The sequence below is a fragment of the Dokdonia sp. 4H-3-7-5 genome, assembly GCF_000212355.1.
GTDB lineage: Bacteria > Bacteroidota > Bacteroidia > Flavobacteriales > Flavobacteriaceae > Dokdonia.
In genome coordinates this window covers 1,010,539-1,026,700 of record NC_015496.1, presented here as the reverse complement: position 1 = coordinate 1,026,700, position 16,162 = coordinate 1,010,539, and the positions used below count along the sequence as shown (strand labels likewise).

Annotated in this window: 16 protein-coding genes; 12 read left to right on the top strand and 4 right to left on the bottom strand. The window is 38.0% G+C overall.

All coding sequences use genetic code 11. The features are described from left to right. The first annotated feature begins 12 nt into the window (after positions 1-12). The 7 genes from KRODI_RS15640 to KRODI_RS04460 all read left to right on the top strand — a co-directional run bounded on the left by KRODI_RS15640 (position 13) and on the right by KRODI_RS04460 (position 6,176). Positions 13-177, top strand: a complete 165-nt coding sequence (locus KRODI_RS15640; protein ID WP_013750388.1) for a hypothetical protein — start codon at positions 13-15, stop codon at positions 175-177. Between the two features lie 125 nt (positions 178-302). Continuing rightward, positions 303-1,814: a carboxypeptidase-like regulatory domain-containing protein gene (locus KRODI_RS04485; RefSeq protein WP_013750387.1), complete on the top strand. Its 1,512-nt coding sequence runs from the start codon at positions 303-305 to the stop codon at positions 1,812-1,814. A gap of 108 nt (positions 1,815-1,922) precedes the next feature. Then, the gene (locus tag KRODI_RS04480) at positions 1,923-2,540 is read left to right on the top strand and encodes a DUF4230 domain-containing protein (RefSeq protein ID WP_013750386.1); all 618 of its coding nucleotides are present in this window, start codon (positions 1,923-1,925) and stop codon (positions 2,538-2,540) included. Continuing rightward, on the top strand, positions 2,540-3,028 hold the full coding sequence (locus KRODI_RS04475) for an AAA family ATPase (RefSeq protein WP_013750385.1): 489 nt from the start codon (positions 2,540-2,542) through the stop codon (positions 3,026-3,028). The genes KRODI_RS04480 and KRODI_RS04475 overlap by 1 nt, the downstream gene beginning before the upstream one ends. Beyond that, complete coding sequence (locus KRODI_RS04470) at positions 3,025-3,381, top strand: MmcQ/YjbR family DNA-binding protein (protein WP_013750384.1); 357 nt, start codon at positions 3,025-3,027, stop codon at positions 3,379-3,381. The genes KRODI_RS04475 and KRODI_RS04470 overlap by 4 nt, the downstream gene beginning before the upstream one ends. Before the next feature lies 1 nt (position 3,382). Next, entirely contained in the window at positions 3,383-5,155 is a 1,773-nt protein-coding gene (locus tag KRODI_RS04465; protein ID WP_013750383.1) for a MutS-related protein, read from the top strand. Between the two features lie 19 nt (positions 5,156-5,174). Continuing rightward, positions 5,175-6,176: a metal-dependent hydrolase gene (locus KRODI_RS04460; protein ID WP_013750382.1), complete on the top strand. Its 1,002-nt coding sequence runs from the start codon at positions 5,175-5,177 to the stop codon at positions 6,174-6,176. On the opposite strand, the gene KRODI_RS04455 is transcribed toward KRODI_RS04460, so the two are convergent. The 4 genes from KRODI_RS04455 to KRODI_RS04440 all read right to left on the bottom strand — a co-directional run bounded on the left by KRODI_RS04455 (position 6,173) and on the right by KRODI_RS04440 (position 9,493). Beyond that, complete coding sequence (locus tag KRODI_RS04455; protein ID WP_013750381.1) at positions 6,173-6,592, bottom strand: response regulator; 420 nt, start codon at positions 6,590-6,592, stop codon at positions 6,173-6,175. The genes KRODI_RS04460 and KRODI_RS04455 overlap by 4 nt on opposite strands. Positions 6,593-6,596: 4 nt before the next feature. Beyond that, positions 6,597-8,009 (bottom strand): sensor histidine kinase, encoded by a 1,413-nt coding sequence (locus tag KRODI_RS15065; RefSeq protein WP_013750380.1) that lies wholly within the window; start codon positions 8,007-8,009, stop codon positions 6,597-6,599. Between the two features lie 3 nt (positions 8,010-8,012). Further along, the gene (locus tag KRODI_RS04445; protein ID WP_013750379.1) at positions 8,013-8,561 is read right to left on the bottom strand and encodes a response regulator; all 549 of its coding nucleotides are present in this window, start codon (positions 8,559-8,561) and stop codon (positions 8,013-8,015) included. A 98-nt stretch (positions 8,562-8,659) separates the two neighbouring features. Further along, positions 8,660-9,493 (bottom strand): AraC family transcriptional regulator, encoded by an 834-nt coding sequence (locus tag KRODI_RS04440; protein ID WP_013750378.1) that lies wholly within the window; start codon positions 9,491-9,493, stop codon positions 8,660-8,662. Between the two features lie 133 nt (positions 9,494-9,626). On the opposite strand from KRODI_RS04440, the gene KRODI_RS04435 reads away from it, so the two are divergent. The 5 genes from KRODI_RS04435 to KRODI_RS04415 are packed head-to-tail and all read left to right on the top strand — an operon-like array spanning position 9,627 to position 16,102. After that, on the top strand, positions 9,627-10,541 hold the full coding sequence (locus KRODI_RS04435; RefSeq protein WP_013750377.1) for a dihydrodipicolinate synthase family protein: 915 nt from the start codon (positions 9,627-9,629) through the stop codon (positions 10,539-10,541). A gap of 59 nt (positions 10,542-10,600) precedes the next feature. Next, positions 10,601-12,097: an aldehyde dehydrogenase (NADP(+)) gene (locus tag KRODI_RS04430; RefSeq protein WP_013750376.1), complete on the top strand. Its 1,497-nt coding sequence runs from the start codon at positions 10,601-10,603 to the stop codon at positions 12,095-12,097. Between the two features lie 6 nt (positions 12,098-12,103). Beyond that, positions 12,104-13,816 (top strand): DUF885 domain-containing protein, encoded by a 1,713-nt coding sequence (locus KRODI_RS04425; protein ID WP_013750375.1) that lies wholly within the window; start codon positions 12,104-12,106, stop codon positions 13,814-13,816. A gap of 12 nt (positions 13,817-13,828) precedes the next feature. Beyond that, a complete protein-coding gene (locus KRODI_RS04420) occupies positions 13,829-14,833 on the top strand; it encodes a 4-hydroxyproline epimerase (protein ID WP_013750374.1) in 1,005 nt (334 codons plus the stop codon). Positions 14,834-14,854: 21 nt separating this feature from the next. Further along, positions 14,855-16,102, top strand: coding sequence for an NAD(P)/FAD-dependent oxidoreductase (locus KRODI_RS04415; RefSeq protein WP_013750373.1), 1,248 nt, complete (start codon positions 14,855-14,857; stop codon positions 16,100-16,102). Positions 16,103-16,162: the final 60 nt, after the last annotated feature.

Genomic DNA, 16,162 nt, shown 5'->3' with positions numbered 1-16,162 from the left:
TATATTTGCACCATGGCAAAACGAGGAACTCCTAAAAACACGAAAAATAAAGCTAAGCATTCTAAGCTTATGGATCGTAAGAAAAAGAAAGAGCGCGAGAAGAGAGACGCTAGTGAAGCGCGATTACTCGAAGCAAAAGAAAAGATGAAAGCTCTTAAAGAGAAAGAAGAAGAATAACAACAGCGTCCAGATGGGCGCTTTTTTAGTTTTAGAGCGTAACATATTGACAATTAAGACGTCATTTTAATAGTTTAGACAACCATTTTAATTTTTCTAGCGTCTATATATTAAATAACCATCTTATGACGACACTTATAAAATTCATTCTCACATTACTTACAATAACCTGCGCTACTACAGCGGTAGCACAATCTTATAGTGTAACCGTAATTGATGAAAGGACTAAAGAGGCCATACCTTTTGCGACTGTAAAATTATCTAAAAACACAGGCACAATCACAAATGAAGAAGGCATCTTTACTCTTGGAGAGCATAAGCTATCTACACTTAGGGACTCTGTGTATATCTCATCTATGGGATATGAAGAGGTGGCTATTTTTCCTAAGAAAGTCATGGATACCATTATATCGCTGCGTGTGAAAACAAACGAACTAGATAATGTGTTTCTTACAAATAATCCGCTAGATGCAGAGGAGATTATAGAGCGCGTTAAAGAGAATATTGCTATCAATTATCCCAATGCACTCACTGAGAAAAAAATATTCTTCAGACAGTCTGAGTCAGATCGTATTGATAAAATGGATATCGAAGTAGAAAAAACGACTATTCCAGAATTTAACCAAGTCTTTATGGATAGTCTAGTGGGGTCTGTCGCAAAGAAGAGTGATTACTACAGTGAGTCTGTAGGAACACTTTCTGGAAATTATGACAATCAAAAGCTCGTTATAGATAAAGCCGCAAAGCTCTACGACAAAACTAAAGAAAATGTAGGGGTGGAGAGTTTTGGAAAAAGGCTTGAAGAAATTATTGAGAAAAATGTAAAAGCAGATTCTTACTTTAAAATAAAATCTGGAATCATAGGTACCACTATTGAAGTAGATGACTCTACAAAAATGGGCAGTTCAAATGGCGGACTTAAAATAGAGGTAGATACAGAGCAAGAAGAAAATGACAAGGAGAAAGCCATTACAGAAAGTATAAAATCTGACCTTTCTGATCTGTTTGAGGCTATGTTTTATAAGGAGGATACAAAGCTTGACTTCTTAACAAAATCCAATCGCTATCAGTTTACTAAAAGAGAATTTACGGCAATAGGTGATGATATTGTTTATGTAATAGACTTTGAACCTAAGGGAAGAAAAGATTTTAAGGGAACCCTTTATATAAATACTGATGACTTTGCAGTAATGCGACTAGAATATGAAAATGTGCGTAAGCTGTCAAGTTTTGGGATGTTTGGCATAAGCTACAAGAAGTACTTGTATAAGGGTAAAAGCATCTATGCAAAAGATGATAATGGTGGTTACTCATTGCGATTTATGGAGATAGAAAACGGAGAACGCGTTGGTATAGATAGGCCTTTAAAAATCATTGAAAAAAACAAAAATGTAGGAGGTCGCCGAAAGCAAAATGAAGTAGCGATGGAGATTGAAATAGCAAACACTAGCTATTCAAAAAAGGAGCTCGTTGTTTTTAGCACCACAAGTATTGATCAAAGTACGTATGATGCTGTAGAAGAAATTAAAGAGATGGAGGCAACATACTTGTCTAATTATGATCCTGATTTCTGGAAAGGGTATACCATTATGGAGCCTAATGCGGCAATACAAAGCTTTAAGTCTGAGAGTAAATAATAGACTAGCTTAAAGATTCTTGATATTAAATTATGATGCCAGTATCCCATTGTGGTTACTGGCATTTTATATGGTGAAGTCTTTGAGGGCTTTTAGTATCTTTACTTTATGGAATTAGTATTTATAGGGCTCGCCGTAGGAGCGATACTCTCTTATTTTGTATTTAACTTTATATCTGGAAAATCTAAAACGCCAGATGCTCAAGCACAATCTGTTGTGCTTATGGAGCGTATAAGAACGGTGTGTAAATTTATCACCGTAGAAGGCGACTTTGCAGAGATATATCACTACGAAAGTTTAAAAAATAAATGGATGAACCTGCTCTTAGGTTCAAAAAAGGCTATTGTCCTCATAGATGCAAAAGCACACATAGGTTTTGACCTTACTAAGATTAAAATGGAGGCAGATGATAAGAATAGAACCATAAAACTATTTGATTTCCCAGAGCCAGAACTACTATCTGTAGAGACAGATTTTAAGTATTATGATAAGAAAGAAGGGTGGGCAAACCCTTTTACAAGCACAGATCTTACAGAGATAAATAGAGAGGCAAAGCAACACATACGCGATAAAATCCCACAGAGCGGACTCTTTGAGGAAGCAAAAACACAGGCGCTAGAAACAGTACAGTTAATGCAAAAGCTTGTAGAAACTATAGGGTGGAAATTAGACTACTCATCGCTAGAAATACCTGCGAGTAAAGAGCCTAAGAAAATTGAATCTTAGTGATATATCTCATTACTGGAAATACAGGAGCTGGAAAAACTACGTATTCATTAAATCTTAAAAAAAGCGTTAATGGTGTCTTATTTTCCATTGATAACTGGAATAAAACATTATTTCTAGATGATAAACAAGAGACAGACGGAGTTGACTGGTTTTTAGAACGCATCGCACGTAGCGACCAGATGATTCAATCACTAGTATTACAGCTTGAAGAGGCTGATACTCCCGCAATTTTAGATTTGGGTTTTGCAAAGCGAGATAGAAGGGAACGTTTTTACGCTTTCGCGAAAGCGCACCAAATACCATTCGAGCTCCATTTTCTAGATATTGATAAGGAAGTGAGAAAAGAAAGAGTACAACAGCGCAATCAAGAGCAAGGAGCCACCTACGAATTTGACGTTTCGGAAGAAGATTTTGAATTTATGGAAACTTGGTTTGAGCCGCCTGTAGAAGATGAACTCATAGAAGCAACAATAATTACCAAGTGAATATAGAATCGTTTAGAACATATTGCCTTGATAAAAAAGGAGTGACGGAAGAATTTCCTTTTGATGCAGACACCTTAGTTTTTAAGGTGATGGGTAAAATGTTTGCACTTTGCTCTTTGAAACGAATTCCACTTTCGGCAAATTTAAAATGTGATCCAGATCAAGCTGTCATTTTGAGAGAGACTCACGATGGAGCTATCATTCCTGGATGGCATATGAATAAAACTCACTGGAATACCTGTGTTCTAGAAGAGTTGCCGTCGCAATTACTAGCAGAGCTTATTGATCATTCTTACAATCTGGTCGTATCAAAAATGACAAAAAAACAACAAGCCGAACTTGCGGCTCTATAATATGACAGCACCTACAGCCTTCTATGAAGGACAAATTAAAACATATCAGAAAGAATTATCTGAGATTAAAAGGAAACTTAATATTTCAAGTACCATAAGACTTGTAGTGTTCTTAGCTACAGGAGCAAGTGTGTACTTTACTTTAGGTAACACACAATTACTTATGGGTTGTATAATCGCAGGTATTATTTCTTTTTTATTACTTGTGAGTCGGCACAGCCAGTTGCAGCACAAGCGTGATCTTTCTAAAGCACTTCTAGAGCGCAATGAGACAGAATTAAAAGTACTAAGTAGGGATTTTTATGACCTGCCAGATGGGGGTGAATTTCATAATCCAGAGCATGTGTTTAGCCAAGATATAGACCTTTTTGGGCGTGGCTCCTTCTTTCAGTACTTCAATAGGACAGCCCTTGATAGTGGTTCTTCAAAGCTTGCTTCCATGCTTCTTTCAAATGATATTGATGGAATATCACAAAAGCAAGAAGCTGTAAAAGAGTTAGGCGAGCTGCCAGAATGGAGACAACTATTTAGTGCGATAGCATCATTAGTCACCACAGACATTTCTGCAGACAGTGTGCTCGTGTGGTTAAAAGAGTACACCTCTTTTGTGCCTAAACAAATGAAACTTATCTCACGTATATTTTCTGTAATCTCATTACTTACGCTTGGAGCTTATTTTATAGGATTTATTGCTGGATGGTGGGTGTTTGTAGTGTTTGGGATAGGTTTATTAATAAGCGGCAGGTTCTTTGGTAGAATCAATATGCTCTCTGCACATACAGGTAAGATTCAAACCACATTTACACAATATGCGAGCTTATTATCTAGAATAGAAGAGCAAGAATTTACAAGTGATTTGCTAGTAAATAAGCGTAAAATGGTCATTACATCAGAGCAATCAAGTTCGTCCATTTTGAGAGCTTTTTCAAAACATCTGGACGCACTTGATCAGCGTAACAATTTTATAATTGGACTCATATCTAATGGATTTTTTCTTAGAGATTTAAGTATTGTACACAACATCGAAGGGTGGATTGCAACACATCGCGATGCAGTAGAAGATTGGTTTGAAGTAATCGCTTTTTTTGATGCTTATAACAGTTTAGGAAATTATGCTTTTAATCATCAAGCTCATGTATTTCCAGAGATTACAGAAACTGGAACTACACTAGTTACCACTGGAGCAGCGCATCCTCTTCTAGATCCCAAAACGGCTGTGCGTAATGATATCACTATAAAAAACGATGAGTTCTTTATCATCACAGGCGCAAATATGGCTGGTAAAAGTACCTTCTTAAGAACGGTAGCTCTGCAAATTGTGATGGGCAATGTTGGCTTGCCCATATTTGCAACGAGCGCTTCATATACGCCTATAAAGTTAATTACTAGTATGCGCACCACAGATAGCCTTACAGATGATGAGAGTTACTTTTTTAGCGAACTCAAACGTCTTAAGTTTATTGTAGATCAGATAGAAACAGATCGTTACTTTATCATCTTAGATGAAATTTTAAAAGGAACCAATAGTACAGATAAGGCAGAGGGTTCTCGCAAGTTTATAGATAAACTTGTAGGTGCTGGAGCTACTGGTATTATTGCCACGCATGACCTAAGTTTATGTGAGGCGGCAAATGATCTTAAAGAGGTGAAGAACTACTACTTTGACGCACAAATAATAAACGACGAGCTCTTTTTTGATTACACTTTTAAAGAAGGTATCTGCCAGAATATGAATGCTAGTTTCTTATTGAAGAAAATGGGGATTGTGGTATAATAGTATTTAATAAGTTTGTATGGATAGTTTAACTCAGATAGTCCTTGGTGCCGCAGTAGGCGAGGCGGTACTTGGTAAAAAGATAGGTAATAGAGCAATGCTCTGGGGAGCCGTAGCGGGTACCATACCAGATCTTGATATAGTATGGAGATATCTTACAGATACTATCACGGCGACCGAGATGCACCGTGGCTTTAGCCATAGTATTGTATTTTCTATTCTCGCAGCACCCTTGCTTGGATGGCTTGTTCATCAGCTCAAGAAAAGATCAGATGTAGGATGGCAAGGATGGTCAAAGCTTTTTTTCTGGGGTCTTTTTACACATCCATTGCTAGATGCCTTTACTACATGGGGAACACAAATATTTTGGCCATTTAACTGGAGAGTAGCTTTTAATAGCATCTTTGTTATAGATCCATTGTATACCGTGCCTTTCTTAATATGTGTTCTTATTGCAGCTACTAGAAAATGTGGTACGCTTTCGCGAAAGCGTACTAACAACCTTGGCATTTACATAAGCACTGCATATTTATTATTAACGGTTGTAATAAAGTATATCGCACATCAAAAGGTGGTTCAAAATCTTGAGCAGCAGCAAATAGCATATACTCAAATTTCAACGCGTCCAGCCCCAATGAATACTGTGTTGTGGAATATAAACGTAGATGCAGGTGAAAATTATCTTATAGGTGATTACTCTCTGCTTGACTCCAAGCCTATTACTTTTAAGGCATATCCTAAAAAGCGCTCAGAAAGTGAAGCGCTTATCAATACGTCAGAAGTACAAAGGCTTATAACCATTTCTGAAGGATGGTATATTTTAGAAAGAAATCAAAATGAGTGGATTTATAATGACCTCCGCTTTGGACTTATCACTATAGATCCAGATAATCCTCAGTTTGTTTTTAGATACATGCTAGAGGAAAATAATGGTACCATCACCGCCACAGAAGATCGCCCAGACACGTCAAACATGGATGCCGTTTTGGGTAATCTATGGACAAGGATTAAAGGGAATTAATCGTCAAAACGTCCTGGAAATTGCTCTTTTAAAATTTTAAGAAGATTTTCTTGAGTAAGCGGTTTGTTATCAAAATGTTGCAATAGGTCATACTTTTCGGCCTTCTTTTTATCTACTGGAGATGTAGAGGTCGTAAGCATCGCAATCACTACTCCTGCTTTTTGCACATCTTCTAAGTCTTCATAATGCTCTAAAAATTCGAAACCATCCATGCCTGGCATATTGATGTCTAAGAAAATAAGATCAGGACGTGGGTAATCTTCATCTATAAGAGTTTTAAGATAAGTAAGTCCTTCCTCGCCAGAATATTTGATAGTCACTTTTGCAGTCACTTGTGCCTTTTTTATTACACGTGAGTGTACAAAATTATCAGACTCAGAATCATCTATAAGTAATATCTCTCTTAGTGGTTGCATACTATTATTTTTTTAAAGTAAATGTAAATGTGCTGCCCTCACCTACGGTAGATGCAACACTTATTTTTCCCTTGTGTAATTCTACAATTTTTTGACAGAAGGCAAGACCTATACCTGTTCCTTCATATTCTTTTGCACTGTGGAGGCGTGTAAACATATTAAATACCTTATCTAAGTGCTCTTTTTTAATACCTAATCCGTTATCAGAAATTTTAAACGTATAATATAGTCTCGAGTCGCTTACACTTATATGAATTTTTGGAGAGCGTTCTGGAGGAGTAAACTTGATGGCATTTGTTATTAAGTTTACAAAAAGCTGTCGTAATTCTACAGGATAACCAGATACCGTAGGGAGTGTGTCCTTAGTAATAACTGTTCCACTCTCTTCTATACGAGTGCCTAAGTCTGCATTAATATCGTTTAAAAGTTTATTGAGGTCTATTTTTGAACGCGTCCCAGAGCGGCCCAGTCTACTATAATTGAGTAAGCCGGTAATCAGACTTTTCATACGTGCCGTAGCCCCTTTTATAAAGTTAAAATATGTGCCAGCCTCACCGTCTAATTTCTCACCATAATCTTCTTCAAAAAGCGCGATAAAGTTATCTACCGTGCGCAGGGGTTCTTGCAAATCGTGAGAGGCTATATAGGCAAACTGGTTGAGCTGTTTGTTCTTGTCTTCCATCTGGTGAATGAGATCTTCATTCATTTCCATTTGAGCTTCTTTGAGAGCAATTTCTTGATCTCGAGAATGCACTAACTCTATTAGAGCGTCATTATTTTCTGCAAGTTTTATGAAGAGTGGTATAAGCCTTTTTCTTACAGCATATACGTTATATAGCATTAATAACAGGGCTATTGACAATGCAATGAGACTTAAGACGTAAATAGTGTCGTATGTAGACTTACGCTCAAGAAGGAGTGCGTTTTCCTCAATAAGCATAATATCACGCATATTATTAATAGCATCTATAAGTCTTAATGTTTCTGTTCTTCCGGTGCGTTTTCTATTTTCTTCTGGAGTACGGAGGACATAATTCTCCATATTGTTATCCATACCCAATACGCGCTCATTTACCAGTGCTTCAAACTTTCTTAAGTTTTCTTGCTGAGAAGGGTTATCTAGCGTCTTTTTTTTGAGTTGATCAATCTCACCTCTCAATTTCGCTATTTGAACTTTGTAATCAATACGGTATTCCGGGTCTTTACTAATTAAATACCCTCGTAGCATACTCTCAGCTTTCAATAATGTCTCAGATACATTGTGTATTTGAGTGGTTGTTTCATTTGCGTGAACAATCCATTTTTGAGAATACTGTGACGCGAGATATAAGAGCGTAACTAAAACAATTACAGCAAGCGTCGAAAAAAAACTTAAGTAAAGAGACCTGACTATATTTTTAGATTCAGTAGTATCCATAGATTATTTTATGGATAAAAATTTGAGAACTTTGTCTTTAAGTGATTCTATTGCTTCCTTGTGCTCGTAAGCTTCAAAGTCATGATGACGCAAGTAATCTGTAAGCTCGCGCTCTCTAGCATCTTTTTCACGTTGTCTTTCTAAACGTGTGATAAGCTCTTGCTTTTCTGAAATAAATTTCTCAAAAAGCGGTTGTAGTTTTTGTTGTAAATTTTGAAGATTTTCTTTCAAGAAAAATCCAGAAGCACCTTGTAAGATAAGCTCTGCTGCTTTCTCTTCGTTATTAAGGTTTCCTGTAATAATAATCACAGGGATCTCACTATTAAATTCCTTGACTTGTTTAATCACATCAAACCCAGTAAATCCCTCAAGATTAAAGTCACTTACCACGATGTCTGGTAAAAACTGTTTGAGAGCTACAGCGAGTGAAAGCTCTTTGTCTGAGATGCTGATTTCAACATTGTTACAAAAGCGTTTAATCTGTTTTTGTACGAGAAAAGCATCAGATACTAGGTCTTCTACAATAAGTATGCGTAGTGGAGTATCAATCATTTTGGTTAGTCTAGGTTGTTTATGTAAAGATATGAGATATTATATCGTAGGTTTCTTAACATTTTTATAAATATCTAAGAAAGGAAAAATAGAAATAATTACAATCTATTCTTGTTTCTATAGGCGCTAGGAGTGATTTTCATCAATTTTTTAAAGCTTTTATTAAAATGCGACAAGGTCTTATAACCGCAGCGATCTGCAACATCTGCTATAGAAATTTCTTGTTGAGCCTCTAGTAAGGAGCAAGCATGTGCAATGCGAACTTCAGTAAGAAAGCTAAAATATGACTTATTGGTACGCTGTTTAAAATACTTGCAAAAGCTATGAGGCGTCATAGATGTTAAGGATGCGAGATCATTTAAATGCACCTCTCGTCTGTAATTTGCTAGTGTAAAGTCAAAGATTGCGCTCATGCGTTTTCCATCTTTTTCAGAAATATGACGTTCATAAATAAACGTTGAGAGTGAGATGCTTTTCTTAATTTTCAAGACAGTAATTAGGTCTATAAAATGCCCTAATCTATGCATTCCTTGAGCCGTGTTTATATGCTGGAATAAAGAGGCAATTTCAGGAGTGATAGATGTTTTAAATCCCGCTTTCGCAAAAGCGTTAAAATCCGCAATACCTTTTCCTTCTTCTAGTTGTAAAAATATATCGCCAAAAGATACTGTACTAAAAAATACAGAATACATCAAGCAATCTGCAGTGTCACTATTAAATACGTGGGGCTGAAAGCTGCCTAAAACAATCACCTCTCCAGCCGAAAATGAATGAACAGTATCTCCTGCCACTAGAGTTCCCGTTCCTTTCTTAATGTAGCTTATTTGGATTTCCTCATGATGATGGAGTGCATTGTATAAAACACCTTGATCTACTTGAAATAGAATAGCAGAATTGCTGGGCTTCGGAATTTTAAAAGGAAGTACACGCATATTTAAAGGTACTTTTTTGTTTTAAATAATTAGCAAGTCAAATTAATTTGGATAATATACTATTAGTGATGGATAAAACAGTATTTAATCTTAGGCTTATAGCGCCATTATCTTTGACCAAAATAATATCATTATGAGTATAGAATGGAGAGGTGTCATGCCTGCGGTCACGACAAAATTCACAAAAAAAGACGAGCTGGATCTTGACATGTTTGCTGTAAACATCAAAGCCCAACTTGACGCGGGAGTGCACGGTATTGTACTAGGTGGCACACTAGGGGAGGCAAGTACTCTAGAAGATCATGAAAAGCGCACACTTACTACGGAGACGGTAAAACTTGTAAATGGTAGCGTACCGGTTATGATAAATATTGCGGAGCAATCTACAAAAGGAGCCATCGCTGCCGCACAGAAAGCTGAGGAAGATGGAGCAAGTGGCCTTATGATGCTTCCTCCTATGCGATATAATGCAGGAGATGCTGAAGTGGTTACTTATTTTCAAGATGTTGCAAGTAGTACTAGCTTACCTATCATGATTTATAATAATCCTGTAGATTATAAAATAGAGGTCACTCTTAACATGTTTGAGACCTTGCTAAAACATGATAATATTCAAGCTGTAAAAGAAAGTACTCGCGATATTTCCAATGTAACACGCATTAAAAATAACTTTGGAGATAGGCTTAAAATAATGACTGGCGTTGATACACTAGCGCTAGAGTCATTATTGATGGGAGCAGATGGCTGGGTCGCAGGTTTAGTATGTGCTTTTCCAGCAGAGACTGTAGCAATATACGAGCTGCAAAAGGCTGGTAGAATTAAAGAAGCAATTGAGATTTATCGCTGGTTCTTACCACTACTAGAATTAGATATAAACCCTAAACTGGTACAAAACATAAAACTTGCAGAGGTCCACACTGGAATAGGGACAGAAGATGTGCGTAAACCTAGGCTGCCACTTTCTGGAGATGAGAGAGAACATGTCTTGCAAGTAATAAAAAGTGGAATGGCTAGTAGACCTAGTTTGCCTGCCTATAAAAACTTATAATGTTACAGATAAGATCATTGTTTAAGTATTGCTCTGCATCAGCAAAAAATTAAAGTATTATGATTACAGGAAAGAATCAAATAGGTTTTACACAGAGTGCTAAGGGCGCCGTTACCTATAAAACTATAAATCCTCAATTAAATAAGGAAAATCCAACCGCATTTTACGAGGCTACTCAACAAGAAATAGACACAGCTTGCGCGCTTGCTCACAACGCTTTTCATCCCTACAGTCAAATAAAAGGAAGTAAACGCGCAAGCTTTTTAAATACTATTGCAGACGAGATAGAGGCTCTTGGCTCAGATCTTACAGATATGTATACGCAAGAAAGCGGTCTGCCAGAAGGTAGGGCACAAGGAGAGCTAGGCAGAACCTTAGGGCAGCTTAGAATGTTTGCAGAGTTAGTGTCACAAGACAAGTGGCGTAATCCTATAGGAGTTGGTAACACCAGCGGACTTAAAAAAGCATTGATTCCTATAGGGCCTGTGGTAGTTTTTGGGGCTAGTAATTTTCCGCTGGCTTTTTCTACGGCTGGTGGTGATACTGCAAGTGCGCTTGCAGCTGGATGTCCTGTTATTGTAAAATCTCACCCTATGCATTCTGGTACAGGAGAGATGGTGGCAACTACTATTATAAAAGCTGCACAAAAAACAGGAATGCCAGAGGGTGTTTTTTCTAATCTTAATAGTGCGGGTATTGAAGTAGGAGAGCAACTCGTAAAACACACGGCAATTAAAGCAGTTGGATTTACGGGTAGTCATACTGGTGGTCGTGCACTGTACAATCTCGCGGCACAAAGAGATACTCTTATTCCAGTTTTTGCAGAGATGGGAAGTATTAATCCAGTGATTATAACGCAGGAGGCTTTAAAAAGTAGAGGCTCTCAAATAGCCGAAACATATGCAGGTTCTATTACGCAAGGTGTAGGCCAGTTTTGTACAAATCCAGGACTAATTATTACCGTTGCTAGTGATGAAGCTCAAGCTTTTGTAAATGATCTAGCAAATAATCTGAGCAAGGTAGAGGAAGGATGCATGTTGCATCCACGTATACAATCTGGATTTACTAGCGGAGAGAAAGAAATGGAAAAAGTACCTGAAGTCACTTTTGTGATGAGTACTAAGAGCAGTAAAGAAAACCATGCAGCTCCCACACTAGCAGTTGTAAAAGGTGTAGATTTTATCAATAATTCTCAGCTGCACAAAGAAGTTTTTGGTCCTTTTTCTATGGTTGTGCTTGCAAAAGATGAAGCCGAGTTATTAAAGATTATAGAAAATCTAGAAGGGCAGCTTACGGCTACTCTTATTGCTCAAGATGAAGAGGTTGCAACATTACAAGATATTACACTAGCTTTACAAGACAAGGTAGGTCGCATCATTTACAACGGAGTTCCCACAGGAGTTGCGGTAGAAGATGGCATGACACACGGAGGACCATATCCAGCAAGTACAGATAGTCGCTTTACGGCGGTAGGGAATCATAGTATTTTGCGTTGGGTGAGACCTTTTAGTTTTCAAGACTTTCCTTCCACGCTGTTGCCAGATTATCTAAAATAATACTTTATGAAGCATATAATTATACTGCTTGTTTTCTGTATTTCAATAAATGTTTGCGCTCAGAATTCTTCGGAGCAGCTTGCAAAAATTATAGAAGATAGTCAGGAGTTCAAGTGGCAAGATGATTTAGCAGAAGAGCATCCTATGGGTGTATTTTCAAAAGAACGGTTTGAAAAGGAGTCCGCTTTCGCGAAAGCACAACTTAAAAAACTACAAGCTATATCATCAGAAACATTGTCTGAGACGGAGCGTATATCTCTAGAACTTTTGAAGTTTAAACTTCAGGAAACGGTAGATTACTACGAATATGAAAGCTATTTAAATCCGCTGTTGTCAGATTCGGGTTTTCATAGTAGTTGGAATTATATGGTGCGTCCCATAAGTACGTATAAGCAAGCGGTTTCATACCTCAATAAGCTGAAAGCGTTACCAGAAGTTGTAGATCAATATTTGCCATTGTTGAGAGAAGGAGTTGCAAAAGGTGTCTCACAGCCGCGCGTAATTTTTAATGGATATGAGAGTACGTATGATTCACAAATTGTAGCCAATTATAAAGATAGCTTCTATTATGAACCATTCTCAAACTTACCAAGTTCAATCTCAGGCTCGCAAAGAGATTCGCTATTGGTAGCTGCTAGAAGGGTAATAGAACAACAAGTTGTTCCATCTTTTGAAAGGGTTAAAACATTCTTTGAAAGAGAATATCTCCCTAAAACGCGCACTACACTTGGAGTTTCAGAAACACCCAATGGAAAAGCATATTATCAAAACAGAATAAATTATTACACCACCCTAGATATCACTGCAGATGAGGTGCATAACAAAGGACTCGCTGAAGTTGAACGCATTAAAGCCGAAATGCAGAAAATTATTATGGAAGTAAACCTCGAAGGATCCTTTGCAGATTTTTTACAGTTTCTGCGTACAGATAAACAATTTTATGCTACCTCTCCAGAGGAACTGCTTATGATTGCTCGCGACATGGCAAAAAGAGCAGATGCTCAGTTACCTCGATTTTTTAAAACCTTACCTCGCAAACCATACGGAGTGGCGCCAGTACCGGATGCAATTGCTCCAAAGTATACAACAGGACGATATGTAGGTAGTGCAAAAGGAAGCACAAATCCTGGATACTACTGGGTAAACACCTATGATTTACCTAGTCGTCCGGTGTATGTGCTGCCATCACTTACAGTTCATGAAGCCGTTCCTGGGCATCACTTACAAGGATCGCTTAATCAAGAGCTGGGGGATAGCATTCCAACATTTAGAAAAAATATGTATGTAAATGCATATGGTGAGGGATGGGGATTGTATTGTGAATATTTAGCTGCCGAAATGGGAATATATACAACACCGTATGAACGTTTTGGACAACTCACTTATGAGATGTGGCGTGCTTGCAGACTTGTGGTAGATACTGGATTACACGCAAAAGGATGGACAAGGGAGCAAGTGGTAAATTATATGTCTGAGAACACAGCGCTTTCCATACATGAAATTAATACGGAGACAGATAGGTATATCTCATGGCCAGGACAAGCGCTTGCTTATAAAATGGGCGAACTCAAAATAAGAGAATTAAGAACACTAGCAGAGAAAGAGCTAGGTGCTAAGTTTGACATTAGAGAATTTCATGAGATTATCTTAGAGCAAGGAACGGTAACACTCGCTATACTTGAAAGACGAGTGAAACACTGGATTGAGAAAAATAGTTAGCAACTATTTAATATGAAACACACTTTTACTTGCATAGATGCACACACCTGCGGAAATCCTGTAAGACTTGTTGCTCATGGCGGGCCAGATCTTAAAGGAGCAACGATGAGCGAGAAGCGACAGCACTTTCTCAGAGAGTATGACTGGATACGCAAAGGATTGATGTTTGAACCACGCGGTCATGACATGATGAGCGGGAGTATCTTATTCCCTCCGCATGATCCCGAAAATGATTTCTCTATTCTTTTTATAGAGACTTCAGGATGTCTGCCTATGTGTGGTCACGGAACTATCGGGACGATAACAATTGCAATAGAAGAAGGGATCATCACACCTAAAGTACCTGGCATTATTAAAATGGAAGCCCCAGCAGGATTAGTTGAAATTGAATACCAACAAACGGGTAATAAAGTAGACTGGGTGCGTCTCACAAACGTAGCCTCTTTTCTGGCTGCCGAAAATTTAACCGTTGATTGCCCAGGTCTAGGCGAGATTTCGTTTGACGTTGCTTATGGTGGCAATTATTACGCAATTGTAGATCCGCAAGAGAATTTTCTTGGCGTACACGATTTTACGGCTGGTCAGATTATACAAATGAGCCAAGTAGTGCGTGAGCGTATTAATGAGCAATATCCTAATCAGTTTATCCATCCAGAAAATGAGACCATAAGGGATGTCACTCATATGTTATGGACGGGTAACCCTATAGATGTAACATCAGATGGGCGCAATGCTGTTTTTTATGGAGATAAAGCAATTGATCGCAGCCCTTGTGGTACGGGAACTTCGGCTCGTCTCGCACAATTATATGCAAAAGGGAAATTAAAAGTAGGAGAACCTTTTGTACACGAAAGTTTTATAGGTTCAAAATTTATAGGTCGTGTAACAAAAGAAACATGGATAGGTGATCAAAAAGCCATTGTACCTAGCATACAAGGATGGGCAAGAATATATGGACATAATACCATTACCATAGACGAGGAAGATCCCTATGCTTTAGGGTTTTCTGTAATATAGCATTGGATAAAAGAAGTATTTATGGCAAAAAATGTTATCATCATAGGTGGAGGGATTATAGGGTTAAGTTGTGCCTATTTTCTACAGAAGTCTGGGCATCATGTTACGGTAATAGACCAATCTAAAATGGATGGCGGCGCGAGTTATGTAAATGCTGGATATATGTCGCCTAGTCACCTTGTGCCGCTAGCAGCTCCCGGTGTCATGAGGCAAGGAATAAAGTGGATGTTTAATAAAAAGAGTCCGCTGTATATTAAGCCGCGTCTTGAAGCAGATTTTTTAAAATGGTCGCTAGCTTTTAACAGGTCGTGTACTCAGAAACATGTAAATAGCGCTGTGCCCGTAATGAAAGAAATTGCGGTACAGGGTCGTGATTTATATCATCAGATCAAACAAGAAGAAGGATTTTCTTTTCACTTAGAAAAAAAAGGTTTGCTTATGCTCTGCCAAACAGAAGCAACACTTCATCACGAGGACGAACTTGTGCAAATTGCAATAAAAGAAGGGCTAAGTGCAAAAACTATTTCTGCGCTAGATGTTAAGAAGATGATGCCAGATGCCACCCTTGATGTAGTGGGCGCCTCGTATTTTGAGTGTGATTATCACAGTACTCCTGGCGAATTTATGAAAGAAATGAAAGCGCATCTTTTATCTAAAGGCGTTGTCATTCGACAAGAGGAGAAGGTGATTGATTTAGAAGTCAATAATGGTAAAATTATCAGTGTAAAGACAGATAAAGAAGTTCTTAAAGCAGATGAGGTTGTGATGGCAGCAGGAAGTTGGACAAGTACGCTTTCGCGAAAGCTAAACATTAACCTACTACTTCAGGCTGGAAAAGGATATCGTGTCCAAACCACCAAAGAAACAGGAATTACCTATCCATCTATACTTGCAGAAGCAAAAGTGGCAATAACTCCAATGAATGGATTTACACGTTTTGCAGGAACGATGGAAATTGCTGGAATCAATCACACAATTAATAAGGCTCGAGTAGACGCTATTGCAGATGGTGTCAATAAGTATTTTCCAGAAATACATATTACAGCAGAAGAAAAAGCTGTTGCTGCCTGTGGCTTGCGACCAGTATCTGCAGATGGAATGCCATATATAGGTAAAAGCTCAAAATGTAAAAACCTCACTATCGCTACGGGTCATGCGATGATGGGATGGACGTTAGGACCTAGCACAGGGAAGTTAGTTCAAGAAATTGTAGATGAGGTAACACCTTGTATGGATATGGCTATGTTTCATCCAGATAGAACTTTCTAATTTCCATTTTTACAACACGGTAAAAATCCCCTATATTTACGCTCATGAACGCACAAGGCT

Bases quoted from the DNA above. Each gene is read 5' to 3' on its own strand.
- KRODI_RS15640 (WP_013750388.1), top strand. From the start codon at position 13: ATGGCAAAACGAGGAACTCCTAAAAACACGAAAAATAAAGCTAAGCAT.
- KRODI_RS04485 (WP_013750387.1), top strand. From the start codon at position 303: ATGACGACACTTATAAAATTCATTCTCACATTACTTACAATAACCTGC.
- KRODI_RS04480 (WP_013750386.1), top strand. From the start codon at position 1,923: ATGGAATTAGTATTTATAGGGCTCGCCGTAGGAGCGATACTCTCTTAT.
- KRODI_RS04465 (WP_013750383.1), top strand. From the start codon at position 3,383: ATGACAGCACCTACAGCCTTCTATGAAGGACAAATTAAAACATATCAG.
- KRODI_RS04460 (WP_013750382.1), top strand. From the start codon at position 5,175: ATGGATAGTTTAACTCAGATAGTCCTTGGTGCCGCAGTAGGCGAGGCG.
- KRODI_RS04455 (WP_013750381.1), bottom strand. From the start codon at position 6,592: ATGCAACCACTAAGAGAGATATTACTTATAGATGATTCTGAGTCTGAT.
- KRODI_RS15065 (WP_013750380.1), bottom strand. From the start codon at position 8,009: ATGGATACTACTGAATCTAAAAATATAGTCAGGTCTCTTTACTTAAGT.
- KRODI_RS04445 (WP_013750379.1), bottom strand. From the start codon at position 8,561: ATGATTGATACTCCACTACGCATACTTATTGTAGAAGACCTAGTATCT.
- KRODI_RS04440 (WP_013750378.1), bottom strand. From the start codon at position 9,493: ATGCGTGTACTTCCTTTTAAAATTCCGAAGCCCAGCAATTCTGCTATT.
- KRODI_RS04435 (WP_013750377.1), top strand. From the start codon at position 9,627: ATGAGTATAGAATGGAGAGGTGTCATGCCTGCGGTCACGACAAAATTC.
- KRODI_RS04430 (WP_013750376.1), top strand. From the start codon at position 10,601: ATGATTACAGGAAAGAATCAAATAGGTTTTACACAGAGTGCTAAGGGC.
- KRODI_RS04425 (WP_013750375.1), top strand. From the start codon at position 12,104: ATGAAGCATATAATTATACTGCTTGTTTTCTGTATTTCAATAAATGTT.
- KRODI_RS04420 (WP_013750374.1), top strand. From the start codon at position 13,829: ATGAAACACACTTTTACTTGCATAGATGCACACACCTGCGGAAATCCT.
- KRODI_RS04415 (WP_013750373.1), top strand. From the start codon at position 14,855: ATGGCAAAAAATGTTATCATCATAGGTGGAGGGATTATAGGGTTAAGT.